At 47.3% G+C, this 18,014-nt stretch carries 14 protein-coding genes; 4 read left to right on the top strand and 10 right to left on the bottom strand.

Going from position 1 to position 18,014, the window contains the following annotated elements; translation table 11 throughout:
* Position 1: 1 nt before the first annotated feature.
* The 3 genes from ACZ5Q7_RS00945 to ACZ5Q7_RS00955 form a co-directional block, all read right to left on the bottom strand.
* Entirely contained in the window at positions 2 to 355 is a 354-nt protein-coding gene (locus ACZ5Q7_RS00945; RefSeq protein WP_343751365.1) for a Rieske (2Fe-2S) protein, read from the bottom strand.
* Between the two features lie 42 nt (positions 356 to 397).
* On the bottom strand, positions 398 to 1,861 hold the full coding sequence (gene betB, locus ACZ5Q7_RS00950; RefSeq protein WP_343751366.1) for a betaine-aldehyde dehydrogenase: 1,464 nt from the start codon (positions 1,859 to 1,861) through the stop codon (positions 398 to 400).
* A gap of 1,034 nt (positions 1,862 to 2,895) precedes the next feature.
* Positions 2,896 to 3,306, bottom strand: a complete 411-nt coding sequence (locus ACZ5Q7_RS00955) for a nuclear transport factor 2 family protein (RefSeq protein WP_343751367.1) — start codon at positions 3,304 to 3,306, stop codon at positions 2,896 to 2,898.
* A gap of 151 nt (positions 3,307 to 3,457) precedes the next feature.
* Here ACZ5Q7_RS00955 and ACZ5Q7_RS00960 point away from each other — a divergent pair, with 151 nt between their 5' ends.
* Complete coding sequence (locus tag ACZ5Q7_RS00960) at positions 3,458 to 4,027, top strand: CGNR zinc finger domain-containing protein (RefSeq protein WP_343751368.1); 570 nt, start codon at positions 3,458 to 3,460, stop codon at positions 4,025 to 4,027.
* A gap of 391 nt (positions 4,028 to 4,418) precedes the next feature.
* On the opposite strand, the gene ACZ5Q7_RS00965 is transcribed toward ACZ5Q7_RS00960, so the two are convergent.
* Together ACZ5Q7_RS00965 and solA are read right to left on the bottom strand one after the other, a co-directional pair.
* Positions 4,419 to 4,907 carry a hypothetical protein gene (locus ACZ5Q7_RS00965; protein ID WP_343751369.1) on the bottom strand — a complete coding sequence of 163 codons (489 nt, stop codon included), beginning with the start codon at positions 4,905 to 4,907 and terminating at the stop codon, positions 4,419 to 4,421.
* A gap of 482 nt (positions 4,908 to 5,389) precedes the next feature.
* Complete coding sequence (solA, locus tag ACZ5Q7_RS00970; protein WP_343751370.1) at positions 5,390 to 6,550, bottom strand: N-methyl-L-tryptophan oxidase; 1,161 nt, start codon at positions 6,548 to 6,550, stop codon at positions 5,390 to 5,392.
* Between the two features lie 525 nt (positions 6,551 to 7,075).
* On the opposite strand from solA, the gene ACZ5Q7_RS00975 reads away from it, so the two are divergent.
* The 3 genes from ACZ5Q7_RS00975 to ACZ5Q7_RS00985 all read left to right on the top strand — a co-directional run bounded on the left by ACZ5Q7_RS00975 (position 7,076) and on the right by ACZ5Q7_RS00985 (position 12,162).
* Positions 7,076 to 9,070, top strand: a complete 1,995-nt coding sequence (locus ACZ5Q7_RS00975; RefSeq protein ID WP_343751371.1) for an FAD-dependent oxidoreductase — start codon at positions 7,076 to 7,078, stop codon at positions 9,068 to 9,070.
* 788 nt (positions 9,071 to 9,858) lie between these two features.
* Positions 9,859 to 11,160, top strand: coding sequence for a glycine cleavage T C-terminal barrel domain-containing protein (locus tag ACZ5Q7_RS00980; RefSeq protein WP_343751372.1), 1,302 nt, complete (start codon positions 9,859 to 9,861; stop codon positions 11,158 to 11,160).
* 180 nt (positions 11,161 to 11,340) lie between these two features.
* Positions 11,341 to 12,162, top strand: coding sequence for a methylenetetrahydrofolate reductase (locus tag ACZ5Q7_RS00985; protein WP_343751374.1), 822 nt, complete (start codon positions 11,341 to 11,343; stop codon positions 12,160 to 12,162).
* A gap of 202 nt (positions 12,163 to 12,364) precedes the next feature.
* On the opposite strand, the gene ACZ5Q7_RS00990 is transcribed toward ACZ5Q7_RS00985, so the two are convergent.
* From ACZ5Q7_RS00990 to ACZ5Q7_RS01010, 5 genes are all read right to left on the bottom strand, one after another.
* Positions 12,365 to 14,035: a formate--tetrahydrofolate ligase gene (locus tag ACZ5Q7_RS00990; RefSeq protein WP_343751375.1), complete on the bottom strand. Its 1,671-nt coding sequence runs from the start codon at positions 14,033 to 14,035 to the stop codon at positions 12,365 to 12,367.
* Between the two features lie 280 nt (positions 14,036 to 14,315).
* Positions 14,316 to 15,017 carry a LutC/YkgG family protein gene (locus ACZ5Q7_RS00995; protein ID WP_343751376.1) on the bottom strand — a complete coding sequence of 234 codons (702 nt, stop codon included), beginning with the start codon at positions 15,015 to 15,017 and terminating at the stop codon, positions 14,316 to 14,318.
* A complete protein-coding gene (locus tag ACZ5Q7_RS01000; RefSeq protein WP_343751377.1) occupies positions 15,010 to 16,449 on the bottom strand; it encodes a LutB/LldF family L-lactate oxidation iron-sulfur protein in 1,440 nt (479 codons plus the stop codon). Before ACZ5Q7_RS01000 ends, ACZ5Q7_RS00995 begins: the two co-directional genes overlap by 8 nt.
* Before the next feature lie 14 nt (positions 16,450 to 16,463).
* Positions 16,464 to 17,183, bottom strand: a complete 720-nt coding sequence (locus tag ACZ5Q7_RS01005; RefSeq protein WP_343751378.1) for a (Fe-S)-binding protein — start codon at positions 17,181 to 17,183, stop codon at positions 16,464 to 16,466.
* Between the two features lie 31 nt (positions 17,184 to 17,214).
* A complete protein-coding gene (locus ACZ5Q7_RS01010; RefSeq protein ID WP_343751379.1) occupies positions 17,215 to 17,934 on the bottom strand; it encodes a FadR/GntR family transcriptional regulator in 720 nt (239 codons plus the stop codon).
* Positions 17,935 to 18,014 lie beyond the last annotated feature (80 nt).

An 18,014-nucleotide genomic window follows, 5' to 3' on the forward strand; every position in this document is an offset into this window, starting at 1 on the left:
CTTAATCTCCCCCTTCATAGCTAACCCATACAGAGCCGTCAGCTTCAATAGCTTCATAGGATTTCAATGGTTTCTCAGCCGGCCCTTCCAGCACAGAGCCGTCACGAATATCGAAACAGGCAAAATGCAGTGGACATATTAAGCAATTTCCATCCAATGCGCCTTCTACTAACTCGAAATGCTCATGCGTGCATATTGCCTCAACGGCATAAACGTTGTCTTCTCCTCGGCCGACAACGATTCTATCCGAGCCAGCTTCACATTCAATGAGGTCACCTTCCTCAAGTTCAGAACTGGCGCACGCATAGATATAAGTATTGTCTGAAGTCGGATTCGTGTCTTCGGTATGTTGCATCGTTATCACCCTTTCATTTAATGATTGATTACTTGTTCATCCCTAAAACCAATGCGTTGGCTCAGGTTTGAGGTTTTGAAAAATATGCTTTGTTTCCTGATATTCCTCCAGCCCCGTTTTGCCAAGTTCACGGCCAATCCCGGACTGTTTATAGCCACCCCATGGCGCTTGCGGGAAATATAGGTTCACGTCGTTGATCCAAACAGTACCCATTCGCATTTTTGCGACACAGCGTTCAGCTTTGGCTATATCATTGGTGAAAACACCACCAGCCAGACCGTAAATGGAATCATTCGCAAGGCGGACGGCTTCCTCTTCGGTCGAGAACGTTTCCACCGTAATAACAGGACCGAAGCCTTCATCCTGAACGACGCTCATATCCGTCGTGCAATTCGTCAATACAGTCGGCAAATAGAAAAAGCCATTTTGCAGTTCCGGATCGTCAGGTTTTTCTCCACCGACAGCAACCGTCGCACCTTCTTTTTTGCCGTTTTCAACATAATTGACGACTTTCGTTAAATGTTCTTTGGAAATGAGTGGTCCCATTTGGGTTGATTCATTAAACCCACTGCCAAGCGTAATGTCTTTCACACGATCAACCAGAGCACTGACAAAGGGATCATGAAGACGTTCCTCTACAATCAGGCGGGTACCTGCTGAACAGATTTGTCCGGCATGGAAAAATACCGCATTCATCGCTTGGTCAACAGCTGTGTCAAAATCAGCATCGGCAAAAACAATCGTCGGATTTTTGCCTCCCAATTCCAATGCCAGATTTTTTACATTGGAGCTCGCCGCTTGCATAATCCGTTTGCCCGTTTCAATGCCTCCCGTGAACGAAATGAGATCGACATCATCATTAGCGGAGAGCTCGGCACCAACAGAACCGCCGGATCCGAGCACTAGATTGACAACACCTGCCGGAATGCCGGCTTCCTCCATTAACTCGAACACTTTGACCGATGTTAACGGTGTAATCTCACTTGGCTTCATAACGAGTGTGTTACCTGCCGCCAGTGCCGGAGCCAATTTCCAGGAAGCCTGCAGCAATGGATAGTTCCACGGTGTTATTTGGCCGCAAACGCCAACAGGTTCATGAACGACTCGGCTTGTCGAATTTGAAATTGGCGAATCGATTATCTCGCCGCCGTCCTTGTCCGCCATTTCAGCAAAGTAACGGAAAACACCGGCAATATCATCCATATCAACGCGGCTTTCTTCAACGGTTTTACCGGTATCAAGTGATTCGAGCTCGGCCAATTCTTCGCGATCACGTTCGATTAACGCCGCAACACTATGAATCTTTTTGCCGCGTTCGCGAGCTGGCCAATGAGCCCATTGACCGTGGTCAAAAGCCTCGCGGGCGGCTGCGATTGCGAATTGAGCTTCCTTTTCGTTACCCTCCGCCACCGTTGCAATGACATCTTGATTGTAAGGATTGATAATATCCCGTGTATCTCCAGAACTGGCTTTAACCCATTCGCCATTAATAAACATCGCTTTCATACGTTCACCTCATACATCAACGGGTTGTGTTGTAAAACGAATATGATCCAGCATGATGCGACTCGGCATCCGTTATACCCAAAGAATGTCATGACGACGTTTCTTATCCTGCTGATCTATTCTTTCATCAAATGCTGGGGAATGCGTAAAACCATCTATAATCATAACACAAGTCAGAGAACTTATCACAAAAATAGGGTGAAAATTTGGATTTTCCCACGATCTTGTGTCAAATTAAAAGCAGCTATTCCAGGATACATTCCGACCCGTTCAATCGCACGAACACGCCTGTTGTGGATCCTGCAATGCCATATGTACGGAACCATATAGACGGTCGTCTTTTTCCAGCAATTGTTAACAGACTGATTGTTAACATAACGGTTGTTAAAAAAAAAACGATTGTTCATTTTCATGAATTATCGAAATGAGGAATGAACGCAGCATAAGTCACTCTTTCATGGATATCTGTGTTGAAAATGTGACGTTGTTCCTTTCCATGTTCACTCGATTTTTGCGATATTAAGCATTGATCATTTTTTTGTTAAGTTTTAAATAGACATGGACAGAACTGAGTCCAGTATACAAGAACGACTGAATCCTGACAAATCTGATTTTGGGCATTCAGTAGCGTCAGTGACGTTCAGTGACGTTCAGTGACGCTCAGTGACGCTCAGTGACGCTCAGTGCGCAAAATACTTTAAATTTGATTCTTATAAAAAATGTGCTGAAAATAATCGTTGGTTGTTGTTCAAGTGGACCATTCTCGCTCCAGTAGCTGTTTCTTGAATGGGATATCTTGAGATGATGGATTTTCGGCGGAGGCCGAAAATCACCTTTGGATGATTAAGTGCTGCGCGAGTTGGGGCTGAGTTGCTTGAGTTTCACCTTGAGCTGCGCGAGTCTCGCACTGAGTTGCGCAAGTTTCGCGTTGAGTTGCGCGGGTCGGGGCTGCTGTCACGCGAGTTCAAATGAGCATGTCCCATTAAACCGCCCGACTTCCTCTTTACTTAACGAGGTGTCGGGCTGTTTTTTTACTAATATCGGCGTTCTGATTCGGATATAGGATAGTCATTGGCACTCATGTCGCGGCGCTTCATCAAACCATCTTCTGCAAATTCCCAATGTTCATTTCCGTGTGTACGCATTCGCTGATTGGTGTCCGCATCCCGCCATTCGTATTCGAAACGAACGGATATACAGTTATCCGTGTAAGCCCAAAGTTCCTTCATTAAACGATAATCCAGTTCTTTCGACCATTTGCGTCTGAGAAAATCTTTGATGGCTTCTCTGCCCGTGAAAAATTCAGTTCGATTTCGCCATTCTGAATCCGGTGTATACGCTGGTGCAACGGTTTCAGGATCTCGCGTATTCCATGCATCCTGTGCTGCTTTCACCTTTTGACGAGCGGTTTCCTGTGTAAAAGGGGGTTTAATGGATGAAGCCATTGCGATCTGCTCCTTTCATTAACTATTTAATGTAATATTTAATGGTTAGTATAGTTCCTTTTCACTAACCTGTCAATGCGTTATAATAAGGTTAATTACTATCTGAGGAGTCAAAAACTAGGCAACCCACACCCACCAGGAGGAACGAACCATGGCAGAACGTAACATATTCCCGCTCCTGTCCAATCATTTATCATTGAATTTGGTCAATACAGAAGTCGTAAAAAACAAAACCCGTCACGACTTGCTCCACGGACATTTCGCCCATTGGATCGAAACAATGCATCAATCACAGATTCTGATGGAAGAGCAATACGACAAGGAACAGGTGATCACGGACGGACTGGATACGCTTCTCGATCTGCGTGCATTTTTACGGGACGGCTTTGAATCAATAGCGGACGGCCATCCGCCCGGTGAGCAATGGCTATCACAACTGGAATCGATCATCGAAAAAACGCCTCTAACCTTTAAACGGATAACGGATAAACTGGTACCCATCCCTGTCACGACGTCGGTGGATGCCATTGTTTCCTTGGCCGCATTGGATGCGTTGCAATTATATACCACTGGTGATTTACAGACGCTTCATCGTTGTGTTAATCCCGACTGTGTTTTACTATTTATGGATAAAAGCGGACGGCGTAAATGGTGTTCCATGAAAATATGCGGCAATCGCTCAAAAGTCTCACGCCACCAACACCGACATAGTCATCAATAGCCCATATCCCTGTTGACGCGCGAATCAAAACAGCAATAGTCGGATGGGATCCGGTAAAATGGCGCTAACAACAGGATCCCACCGGGTATTCTTGCTGCATCCGGCGGGGTTACGGCTCGTTGCGTGTAGAGGTATGGCGGTTTTTGAACAAGACGTATTTACGAAAAAAAGAGCGTGTCAGCTGGGCTAACTCGTTTAAATGTACGGTGTTTTGAAGAATGGCATAACAAGGGAATCGTCATTCTACGATAAACAATGATCGGCAGTCATCGACAATCAATCGGTCGTTGATGACTACCGAATAAAGGACTATTTTGTTGATATCATTGAGTTGCGTAAGCAGGATGAGGGAGTGACACCTATGCCGAACGAACCCACCAGCTTATTTGGTTCACAAACATAACACCACTATTTGATAAGGCACCGTCTGGGCTGGAATGCTTTTGGTTGAAGGGCCATAGACAACAACCAAATGATGGTCACCGGGACGAGCCATAAACGCTTGCCCATTGGTTGTCACTATCCGGGTATAGGCATCCGGATGTAATACTAATCGATTGTCCTCGCTTACAAGGTCTTTATTAAAATAACTCACTTTCACGTGTCGGCCGGCGGTCTCTTTTACCATCACAAGGGCCGGATATTGGGGTGGATAAATCAATATCATCGGCGCGCCGGCATCGTAATAGCCAGTGACGATATCACCGGCCGACATCATCTCCTGCCCCAGAACATACGTATCCGGACTTACGATAAAGTGAGCCAAATCACCTTCATCATTTTGGAGTTCAACCATTTGCACACAGCCTTCCCGAACATTCCCGCTGGCAACATTTCGGATTCCCATAACTCTCCCCGTAAACGATCCAAACGATATCATGCTCCTCGCCCCTTTTCTTTAAAATGGTTCAGAAGCATGATATGCGTCTATTTCTGGAATGTTATATTGTTTTAGCTATGATAGGCGTTTGAAAGATAGCTCCACACAGCAAAAAGACTGAATTCCGTCTATTAAAAAGGGAGTCTATCATTCTTACTTTTCAAAACGACGATCCGATCTGTCGGAAAAGCTGGTTATCGGTTGAGTAGGAGTGCGCGTCGCTCGAGTGCGAGTGGTTGTCACGCGAGTTGGCGGGCCAAGCTGCGCGAGTTTTGCTTCATGTCGCGCGAGTTATCGCTCGAACTGCGCGAGTTTCATCCCGAATCGCGCGACCTTACCCGATTACTGCGCGACCTCACTCGATTTCTGCGCGACTTTTCTCATTATTGCGCGAGTTAGGCTCTGAGTTGCGCGAGTTGAGCGCTGAACCGCGCGAGTTCGTTAAAGGCAGTTGATTTTCAGCGGCGGCCGAAAATCGTCTATCAGCTTTTAGGCGCACGCCCTTGCAATGCGGGTCGTGTGGCTGAAAAGGGCGATATGTCATGCTCAGTCGCGCCTGATACCGTCAGCTGACTCAGAATCTCACCCACCACACTCGAAAATTTAAATCCGTGGCCGGAAAAGCCGGCAGCAATGGCGACATGAGAATGTTCGGGATGCCGATCAATGATAAAATTCTCATCTGGGGTGTTCGTAAACATACACGTACCACCAACATTTAATTGTCCGGCCGCCTGGGGCATAAATGCGTCCAAAAATTGGCGGAGATCGCCTTCATCGTCCGGAAAAACGCCAAATTCGCGGTCCATATAGGTTGGATTCACATCCTGGCCCGCATCAAAACGTCCGATTTTTAGTCCGTTGCCACTCATACTCGGAAAGCCGTAATAAACACCGGATGGGCATTCCACGAAAAAACCCGGGAACGCGTCGGATGAATAGAGCTCTTCATCTGCATCAAACCAGCCAAATGGTCTGCGGCTGGGCTGAAGCGGCAGATCAAGGTTTAGTGATGATAACAGCGTCTTATTCCAAGCGCCTGCACTGACGATGAGTTTATCCGCGCTGTATGTGGCTGTCCCGGTTCTCACGCTTACAGCATCATCGGAAATATCAATGTCTGCCACTGGTGTGTGGGGCATGAGCTCAGCACCGCTTTGCAAAGCCAGTTTCCGGTAGGTGCGAATGCAATTATCGGCAAACAGAACGCCTCCATTCGGTTCGTAACAGCCGTAATAGTCGTCCGGCACCGTATTTCCCGGCCAGCGCTCTTGAATGTCGTTGCCGCTAAGTTCTTCGACATGCAGCCCGTATTGGTTACCTCCCGTGATGACTTGATTGATAAACGCCGAGCCCTTTGGCGCGTAATTCACAACACCCGTCTTCCGAAAGATAGGATCACTCGTTTTGTCCTGCAGCTCATCCCACAGTTCCTGAGCCTTTATAGCGAGTGGGACATACGCGATACCCTCGCCACATGCATGGCGGATCAGCCGTGTGTTCCCGCTGTGGCTGCCATTTTCATGCGGCGGATCGAATGCATCCACAAGCAATGGATGGACTCCCTGCCGTGCCAGGTAATATCCCGCTGCCATTCCCATTGAGCCCGCGCCAACGATAATAACATCATAATCGGTTTTCATGACCCGCTCCCCCTCATTATTTGAAAATTGGATGACCGTTTGTTTAGCCTCCTGCTCAAACCGGACAACTTTTAAGCAGATATATCCGTCCAGATTCGCTGTGAGCTGCAAAATGGGTCCATTTTTTCATCGTATGACACGATAAATGAATGCGATTTCATAGAATAATAACATCTAACATATGACTATCATAACCGGTGTATCTTACTGGGTCAATTGACAAAAATAGCTTGGTAAGACAGCCGTTTCGCAACATATGCTCATATGGGACGAATAGACACCATTCGCTCTGTATGAGATCGTGCTTAAATGACCGATCCTCAACCATCAATCCTATCTTGACATCCATAAAGGTTTATAATACGCTTTCATTACATAAAATGCTAATTTTTAAAACATTATGATAAATGGCAGCATAACATGTAACACCAATTCCGTTTCAAAGAGTATGTCATCGCTTACCGTTTCGTCAATGTATCAGGTCCGTATTTGGCCGGAACCAACTTTTCAAGGGAGGTAAAATCGATGGCTACGGATCACTCAGCAAACGTAGGAAGGGATTTTAAAACGTTGTTCAGCCCCTTCCGGATTGGTCGCCGCGACGTGAAAAACCGGATCGTCTCAACGGCTCATGCGTCGGGATTTGATTCGGGTTTGTTAAACGAACGCCATGTTAACTACCTTGTACGCAAGGCAGCTGGCGGCGCTGGTTTAATCATGACCTTTGGCTCCGCAAGTGTGTACAAATATTCCTCAGCCTCATATGGATCCATCAGTTTGTGGAATTCTGATAATGAACCCTTATTAACGGATCTCGCGGATAGAGTGCATGCCCACGGTGGGTTGATCATGTCGCAAGCCACCCACATGGGCCGGCGTGGAGATTCAGCCATCAGCGGTCGTCCCCTGCAGGCTCCATCCGCTATTTCAGAAGGGATCCACCGTGAAACACCACATGTGTTGCGCATTGAGGACATATCGCCGATCATCGATGCCTTTGCTGATGCGGCGGCACGGCTGGAACGATGCGGCTGGGATGGGATTGAGATCACCTCATTTTCAGGACATTTGATTGAACAGTTCTGGAGCCCTACCATCAACAAGCGCACCGACCGCTATGGTGGCGATTTTGACGGACGCATGCGTTTTTCTGAAGAGGTGATTGAAGCTGTCGCTGAAGCCGTATCCGATGATTTTATTATTGGGTTTCGCATGACAGGCGATCCTGTGACGGATGACTTGGGGCTTGATCAGGACGATATGCTCGATATAGCCGAGAGACTTGATTCGCTGGGCCACATTGACCTATTTCATATCTCCGGTGGAAACGCTGCAACCTATGCGGCCCAATCAGCGGTTGTGCCAGGTGATACGTTTGCGCGTGGGACGTATAACCACGCGTCGCATCGAATGAAAAAACATCTCTCCGCTCCGGTATTGGTTGCCGGACGAATCCTTGACCCCCAACAAGCAGAAGATGCCCTAGTCAATGATGATTGTGATCTGGTAGGTATGACCCGGGCCATTATCGCCGACCCGGATTTGCCTCAAAAAACGATAGACGGAGACCTGTCTCACATCCGCCCGTGCAATGCGTGTACGGAAGGATGCATTGGCCGATTGTATAGTGGCATGCCGATCATTTGCACCGTGAACCCTGCCGTTGGTGACGATTCTTTAGACCATATCAAGCCGGCCGATCATAGTCGGCGCATCCTCATCGTTGGCGGTGGACCTGCAGGGATGGAAGCTGCACGTGTGGCTGCTGAACGCGGGCATGACGTCACGCTTTTGGAGCGTGGCGATCAGCTCGGGGGACAAATGACAGCCGCTGTATCTGCTCCCGAACGACCGCACTATGGCAGACATATCGAATGGCTTAAACGCGAACTCGAGCGATTAGATGTTGATGTACGGCTCAAAACGGAAGCGACGTCTGAGGCCCTCATCAACCCGGATCCCGATACGGTTGTGCTCGCAACAGGATCCTACCCGGACATTCACGCTGAAACCGGCGACGTCACAACGCGTTGTGTGACAGATATTGCCATTCTTGAAAACGACGTATCCATTAAACAAGGCGAGCGGGTTATTGTCTATGATCGTGAAGGAAAGTTCCGCGGAGCCAGTATAGCCAATGTCGCCGCAAATGCCGGTGCTTCTCAGGTTGAGCTGGTCACACCGTTGTGGTCTGTCTGTGAAGATCTCGACGCCATGCAAAAGCCTGAGCTGTATCGACTGCTTGGGGAAAATCAGGTCATTCTCTCACCAAACCAACAGCTTGCAGGACAAAGAGATGGTTATCTCCTGTTAAAAGACGTGTGGTCCGGAAACGAACGCCGTGTCGATGAGGCTGATCTGGCGATATTCGTTGGTTATCAAACGGCAGAAGATGCGCTTTACGAGCAATTGAAACAAGCAGATCCGCACCTTGACGTTCAAATGATCGGAGACACGATTGCACCCAGACGTCTAAGCGATGCCATTGCCGAGGGCGTCCGGATTGGCAGCAACCTCTAGTGATACCTGTGTGATGCATAACTATCTCCCGTTATCAAGACGATGACGCTGGCAAAAGCCTTTGTCCAACGTTCCATAACTGAAATTTTTTAGAAAAAACTAAAAACAACCTTTTACAACGCAACCATTATTACGATAAAATGAAAGTAGAACAAAAACAATACGGAACTACTTTGAAGCAGCTTCGCACCGATGCCTCCATTTTAATAATGACTAGCTCTTCCGACGAGCCTTGCAGACGATGCAGCACCATATAAACATGAGCAAACGTTTATATGGTGCGATCCAGCCTTGGAACACACCCTATAAGCATTCAAAATCCTTAGTCGATATACTCACAACGAGTATTGATTTTCATACGATATAATGTAAGCGCTTTATTAAACCGTTGATTGGTCCGTCAAAAATAAATGAGCCAATAAAGGGGGTATGATACGTGAAGTCATTGATAATAAGGGGTTAAATCATTAAACGGCCCACCACTTAGCTGACGTAACGCTTAAGTGGCGGATTCCGGTGAACACCAGCGTAACCGCCAAGCGATCTACCCCCCCACTTATGTTTAGACATTGCCCTTCACACATTGAAGCGGACGTCTTCTCATCAACATTGATAACGTTTTACACGAGGCGATTGCGGGTGGTCCGGGTTGTTACGAACGCTCTGATAGATCGAACGTTTGGGCTTCCGGCAGCAAGGGCTGGATTCAAATGCCGATCATCAACAGTCAAGTGCCTTTAACGACAATGGGAATCATATCCCTTTATAACATTAAGGAGGCAATCGGTATGACTATGGAAGGAAAACCTCTATCAGAGTTTAAAACGTCTAACGATCTCGAGGCAATGAACGTGCAACGACACGTTCCGGTCAATCTGCGTCAAAGCGGGGATAATGGCTCACGCATGCTGATATCGCAACGCGTACGCAAGTCCCCATACTGGCACCTTTCTGAAGAATCCGGGGCATGGTGCTATTCGGTTTATAACAATATGTACCACCCGCGCGCTTATGTCCCGATGGAGGAAGGCGGTCTCCTCAAAGAATACGAATATCTCACCGAACACGTCACGCTTTGGAATGTCGCGGTAGAAAGGCAGATCCAGGTGAAAGGCCCCGACGCTCCAAAGCTAGTGGACTTGGTGATCACACGCTCCGTCGAAAAAGTCAAGACCGGAAAAGGCCGCTACGTTATTTTATGCAATGAGGAAGGCGGTATCATCAATGATCCGGTTCTCCTTCGTCCGCATGAGGATGAATTTTGGTTCTCGTTATCCGACAGTGACACATCGCTGTGGCTTCAGGCGCTTAAAATGATGAAAAACTTTGATTGCACAGTAAGCGAAATCGATGTGGCGCCCGTGCAAATTCAAGGGCCAAAATCCAAAAAATTCATGATCCATTTATTCGGCGAACGCATTAATGACGTTCCTTACTACGGGCTGATGGAGGGAGACGTGAACGGTTGTCCCGTCATCGTGTCCCGCACAGGTTTCTCAGGCGAAGATGGCTTTGAAATCTATCTATACAATGCCAGCGCCAATGCCGAAAAGCTCTGGTATTATCTCCTCGATGAAGGGGAACCATACAATCTAAAAGTAATCGCACCGGGCCATATTCGGCGGCTCGAAGCAGGAATCCTTTCCTACGGGCAGGATATGGACCAGGAAACCAACCCATACCAAGTCGGCTTAGGCTGGCAAGTGGACTTGAGTAAATCCGAATTTATCGGCAAAGAAGCCCTGACCCGCATCAAGAACGACGGCGTCTCTGAAAAGCTTGTCGGGATGAAATTTGGCGGCAAGATGATTGACTGGTACCCGGCCGATTTCTACATGGCCTACGCGGAAAACGGTACGAAACCAGTGGGCTATGTCACCTCAGCCTTCTACTCGCCAAATCAGGGTTGCAACATTGGGTACGCCATGTTGCCCAACGCGTTCACGACAGTTGGAACCGAGCTCGAAATATACCTGCCCGAACCATATGCCGGCGGGCTTGTTCCGGCGGAGGTTGCGCAGACGCCATTCAAGGCTTCCGAAAACCCTGGGACGGGATATAGCCGGACCGGCCGAAAGCTTGAGACGTAATCATACGCGAGGCAGCGGGTCTGTTGGCAGACAGGCTCGCTGCACGGTTATATCGCTGTCTGATAATAGAATCATGTTTTAGACGTTTTGGCCATTGATTGTCAGAAGCATTGACACAATCATGACACCTATGACAGATGTCAGTGCCATAATCATATTTATAAGAAAGAAGGGATGACTATGATGGATCAGTCATCGTCAGCGACTCTGTTCAACCAAACCGGTGGCCCCCGCTTTGAAATCATACCCGCTGACAACATCGTTGAACGGGCCACGGCGGCGCTTCCTTCTCATGCCACGTTGACCATCACCTGCTCACCGACAAATGGGATTGACGCTACGATCGACAAGGCAATCGCATTAGCGCCTCATTTCGATCATGTTATTCCTCATTTGGCAGCGCGGATGATCCGGAGTGACGACCACCTTAACACAGTACTTGATCGCCTTGCTGAGCATGATATCAACGACGTATTTATCATTGGTGGCGATCAGGAAAAACCGCTGGGGCCATATCACCATGGCTCAGAATTAGTGCAGTCGTTGGCTGCAAGCGACAACAGGCCGCAGCGCATCGGTATCCCTGCGTATCCCGAAGGCCACCCGCATATCGATACCGACACACTTAATCAGGATTTGGCAACAAAAGCCTCGCTTGCCGATTATGCCGTGACGCAAATGTGCTTTGATCCCGATCAGGTTCTCGCCTGGCTGCAACAGCAGCGCGCATCCGGTCTGAAACTTCCGTGCTATCTGGGCATTCCCGGTCCCGTGAAATTGGACAAATTGCTTTGGATCGCACCCCGTATTGGTGTCACGGATTCACTCCGCTTCCTCAGAAAAAACCTGAAATTGTCGAGGAAACTGTTGCGCGGCTATGATCCCAGCGATTTGGTGAACGCCTACACCCCGTACTTAAACGAATCAGATTATGGTATCGCGGGCTTTCACACGTACACGTTTAACGAACTGGACACCCTTAAAAACGTGGGAGGTGACTAACCATACCACCTATGACGTACAAGCCGGGCCGCTTTTAAAACGCTGCGGTTATCCAACTCATTTCCAGCGCTCAAACGTTATGTGGGTTATTCCTTTTATGTCTCTGACCACACTAATCATCTCATACCATAAAATTTTGGTACGAGATGATTAATTTTATACGATTCAAACGAACACATGAATGCCTTCCATTGACTAACCATTAAAACAACCCGGTAACGTTTCCTTCCTCCGTTATATCCATTTTTAAAGCGGCCGGTTCTTTTGGCAAACCGGGCATTGTCAGCATATCACCGGTCAACACAACAATGAAACCAGCACCAATAGACGGGCGCAACTCACGGATGGTGATGGTAAATCCCTCAGGTCTGCCCAAGAGCGATGGATCATCCGATAACGAGTATTGTGTTTTTGCTATACATACCGGCAAATGCCCCCATCCCTGTTTCTCATAAAAGTGTAATTGTTTTTGTGCTTTAGCCGATAACGCAATATCGTCAGCACCGTATACGTTCTGGGCGACTTTACGGACTTTATTTTCAATCGAATCATTTGTGTCATAAACATATTGAACGTTTTCAGGCGTTTCTTCGGCTTTTTGGACAACCTTTTCAGCCAATTCCGTTCCTCCTGCACCGCCACTGGCAAACACATCGGTCAATGCGACATCAACGCCCCGTGCTTGACACCATGTTGTAATAAATTCCGTTTCCGCATCGGTATCTGTCGGGAATTTATTAATGGCGACAACATATGATAGACCAAACTGTTCGATCGTTTCGATATGTTTTTGCAAATTGGCCATGCCGCCATTTAAAGCATCGACATTTTCCTGCTTTAAATCGTCCTGAGACACGCCGCCATGCATTTTTAATGCACGGACAGTCGCTACAATGACGACGGTCGAGGTATCAAACCCACCAACACGGGACTTAATATCCAAAAACTTTTCCGCCCCAAGATCGGCGCCAAATCCCGCTTCTGTTACAACATAATCAGCCAGTTTAGCAGCTGTTTTTGTCGCCATCATACTATTACAACCATGAGCAATATTAGCAAAAGGCCCGCCATGAATAATGGCCGGCGTATTTTCAGTGGTTTGTACCAAATTAGGCTTCAAGGCATCTTTCAGTAATAGCGTTAAAGCCCCTTCCATGTTTAAATCGTTTACCGTTACCGGCTCCTCCTCACGTGTATAGCCGATAACAATACGAGCAAGCCGTTGTTTTAAATCGTCCAGGCTTGTTGCCAAACAAAGGATAGCCATGACCTCTGAAGCAACGGTAATGTTAAATCCATCTTCCCTTGGCACACCGCGTGTCGGGCCGCCAAGTCCCACAACCATTTGACGCAACGCCCGATCATTCATATCCATGACACGTTTCCACTCGACCCTTCTTGGATCGATATTCAATGAATTACCGCGGTGTATATGGTTGTCGATCATGGCCGATAATGCATTATTTGCCGTCGTAATCGCATGCAAATCACCAGTAAAGTGCAAGTTGATATCTTCCATTGGCAGCAACTGCGAGTAACCCCCACCTGCTGCGCCACCTTTCAAGCCCATAACCGGCCCCATCGAAGGCTCCCGTAATGCGATAGCGGCGTTTTTTCCAATTTTATCAAAGGCTTGCCCCAGTCCTACTGCTACCGTTGATTTTCCTTCCCCAGCAGGCGTTGGATTAATCGAGGTTACTAAGATAATTTTTCCATCTGACGTGTCATCCAAATCCTTCAAAAGGGAATCGGATAATTTCGCTTTCGTGTGGCCGTATGGTTCCCATTGATCCGTGGTCAAATCCAGCTGTTGCGCAATGGCCTCAATCGGCTTTAACGTCGCCTGCTGAGCGATTTCAATATCAGTCTTCATACAAATTACCCCTTTTTTAAAATCAACGATATAACGCTAAAATGAACACGCTAACATGTGCTACTAAAGGTATATAATGAAAGCGTTAAAAATATGACATTTTTATCTATCTTTACCGGTTTTCATGCATGGCGATTTTTGGTTTCACATTTTCTCTACCGCCCCTGTAACGAGATTCTTTTCTATGTCTATTGTATTATAATTTTCAAACAATTTCAATTAACAAGGTGCCTGGCACATAAACTATTCAGAATTGTTTGAGTGCCAGGCACTGGTACGATTACGCGTCTAACACGATAATATGAACAGCTTTAACTGGTCCATGCACACCAACAACCATGTTCATTTCGATGTCGGCGCTATTGCTTGGCCCGGTGATAAAGTTAATGTATGGGGAAATGTCCTGTCCATCCTCAACGTGTTTATGAACCTCGGCAGTCGCTTGAGTCATCCGGGGCACAATGGTTGACTTGGGTACGATAGCTGCATATGTTGTTGGAAGCAGGCTGACGGACCGGGCTTTATTCCGGTCGTTAAATTGGGTGATCGTTCCTGACTCGGCAAGGCTTGCGTCACTGAACAGAAAGCCAATAGTCGACTGCTTCGCTTTTTCGATGCTCATTGAATCAGATCCACCGTCCCATATATGCACGTCTCTCTTGATCATGACATCTCTTAGACCAAATGCATCAAAACGCTCATCATCCGTTGCAACCATTGGTGCGCCACCATAGGCTTCCATGACATACGCAATGGTTTGTTCAAGCTGATCCATCGTCGTCTCCAGGACATGTGTGCCTTTCTCTTCGCTATTCTCATGAAAAAGTGTACACAATTCATCAGATGAGTGGTCCTGATAAACCGCCCACTGCGGCTGATGCTCCCAATCAGGACGCGGTACATTCGTTTTTCGTTCCCGTCCAAGCTTATCAGCAATATGTCCCAAAAAGTTGTCCCGATTTTGAATGGTGCCTTTATTCATGACGGCTGCCTCCTTTTGTATGTTCCTTGAACCATTTCCTGAAATTGTCATGACCCGGCGCTGGAAATTCCCGTATTTTGGTCCAGAGCTTCATCGGGCCGAGTCCGTTTGATATGGAACCGTCCTGAACGAGCGGCTTGGCAAACGTCGGTACACCTTTTGTAGCTATTTTGAACAATGATGGTGTGCTCGCACCAATGCCAAAGGCTGTCATCGCTGCCTGTTCGCTTTTATCAGCATAACCTTCCTCAACATAAATTTCGCGATGTCGAATGAGCTGCTCATGCAATGGGATTTTGACCGGACAAGCTTCGGTACACGCAGCACAAAGACTTGATGCGTAAGGCAGTTCACCGTATTCTTCGTAACCGCCCAATATCGGTGAAAGCACAGCGCCAATCGGTCCCTGATAAATGGACCCGTAAGCATGGCCTCCAACGTGCCGGTACACCGGACAAACGTTCACACAGGCAGCACAGCGAATGCAGTGGAGTGCCGACTGAAATTCCGTTCCAAGCGCCTTGGACCGGCCGCCGTCCACAATGACAAGATGAAAGTCTTTTGGACCGTCAACACTGGCAGACCCAACTTCTGGCGTCACATTCGTGACATAGGTGGTGATTTTTTGACCGACGGCACTTCTGCTCAGCAGGTTCACCATCACATCCAGTTCTTCCCACGTCGGCACGAGGCGTTCCATACCCATGACACTGATTTGCGTTTCCGGATAACTGGTTACCATGTTAGCATTGCCTTCATTCGTTACCAGGGAAACCGATCCCGACTCGGCCACGCCGAAATTGCAGCCGGTAATGCCAATATCAGCATTCATAAATACATCCCGCAGCTGACTGCGCGCAAATGCTGTTAATTCCTCCGGCTGATCCGTTCCGGTATAGCCGGCCTTTTCCGTCAATGTATCCCGGATTTGTGATTTGTTCTTATGAAGTGATGGCACCACGATATGGGACGGACGATCGTCTTCCTCGGCCTGCAAAATGTATTCCGCCAGATCGGTCTCATGAACCTGACAGCCAACATCTGACAAAGCTTCATTCAGACCAATTTCTTCCGTCACCATTGACTTTGCCTTCGTAGCATTTTTGGCATTTTTCTCCTGGGCTACCTGCTGAATATAGGCATTCGCCTCTTCAGCCGTTTCCGCAAAAAACACATGCCCGCCGCGTTTGGCAACATTATCACTCAATTGTTCCAAATAATAATCAAGGTTTTCCAATGTATGCCGGCGTATTTCCTCGCCGGCATTGCGCCATTCCTCCCAATCACCAATCGCCTCATCGCCCTCTGTTGCAGCAATCTTCTTGCCTCTTAAGCCGTCCTGAGCATCGGCCATCGATTGACGCATAAATGTATCATCCAATGCATCATCCACTCGGTCAAAAAACGGCTTTTCACCAATTTTCATAGCCATAGCCATCGCCTCCTTTAAGAGCGTGAATTTAAAATTTGTGCAATATGTTTAACAGCAATCGGTTTTCCTTCGCGATCAATCCGTCCTTTTATGTTCATCAAACATCCGCCATCAGCCGTAATCAAAACATCTGCACCTGTTTCTTCGACGTGCCGGACTTTTTCGTCAACCATTTGCTCAGAAATCGGCACCATCTTCACCGCAAATGTCCCACCAAAACCGCAACAGTCATAACTATTTTCCAATGGAAGCAGCTCCAGACCTTCCACATTATTGAGCAATTTGAACGGCGATCCCGTTTCTTTAAGCAACCGCATCATATGACATGACGTGTGATAGGTCGCTTTCGCATGATACACGGCCCCAAGCTCTTCAACGCCGAGTACATTGACAATGAACTGGGTGAATTCATACGTTTTATCAGCTACGTTCTGCGCCCTCTCCTGCCAGATGGCATCATCCCGGAAAAGCCTGGGATATTCCTTAAACATACCGGCACATGATCCGGAAGGCGTGACAATATAGTCCGATGATTCGAACGTGGCAATCATTTGTTTCGCTGCTTTTTGCGCATCTTTTCGGTACCCACTGTTATAAGCCGGCTGCCCGCAGCAGATCTGCCCCCGCGGAAAATCTATTTCACAGCCAAGACGCTCCAGCACCTCCACCATATCTTTTGCCGCCTCCTGATAGAACAACTCACCGAGGCATGTAGCGAATAATGATACTTTCATAGTTATCCTCCCTATTAAACGTTCCCAAAAATTACTCCAATGTTTTGTCGATATACTCGAACAATTCCTTATTCACCTCATCTAAGTGCGTGTACATTTGTTCATGCGCTTCTTCCGGTTTCCTGTTCTTAATCGCGTCAAAAATCCGTTCATGTTCCATATATAATTTCTCAGAACGATTTTCGGAATACAGCAGCACTTTTCTTGTTTCACGTATTGTTTCTGAAATAAGTCCTGACACACTGGATATGAGATTTAAGAGCAGCTGATTATGGGCTGCATGTGCGATCGCCATATGAAAATCGGTATCGGCACTTGCAGCCAGTTCTTCATTCCCCATCGCGTTTTTCATGACAACAAGGGCTTTCTCAACTGATACCAAATCTTCTTCTGTATGAACTTTAGCAGCAAGGCTGGCCGTGCCGACTTCTAAAATCTTTCGAAGTTCGTATAATTCCTTGACATCATTTTTTTTCATCAAAAAGGCGATCGTTACTGGCAACGAGAATATGGAAGGATCGAAGGCCTTTACATAGGTCCCTTCTCCTTGTTTCATTTCGAGAAGACCCATGGAACGTAAACCACTTAACGCTTCTCTAATGGCAGAGTTACCAACGTCAAAGTTTATAGACAATTGATCTACGGATGGCAACTTTTCACCCGGCTTTAATTGTTTATTTCTTATTTTATCTATAATGGACGCGGCTACTTCTTCATAGATTTTTTTGGTTTGTATCTTTTCATATTCCATACCTGACTCACTCCTCATCATTTGACTCCATTTTACTGGAAGCAAATGAATTTAGAAAATAGCGCCCGCTGCAAGGATAT

This window comes from Lentibacillus halophilus, from assembly GCF_055395055.1.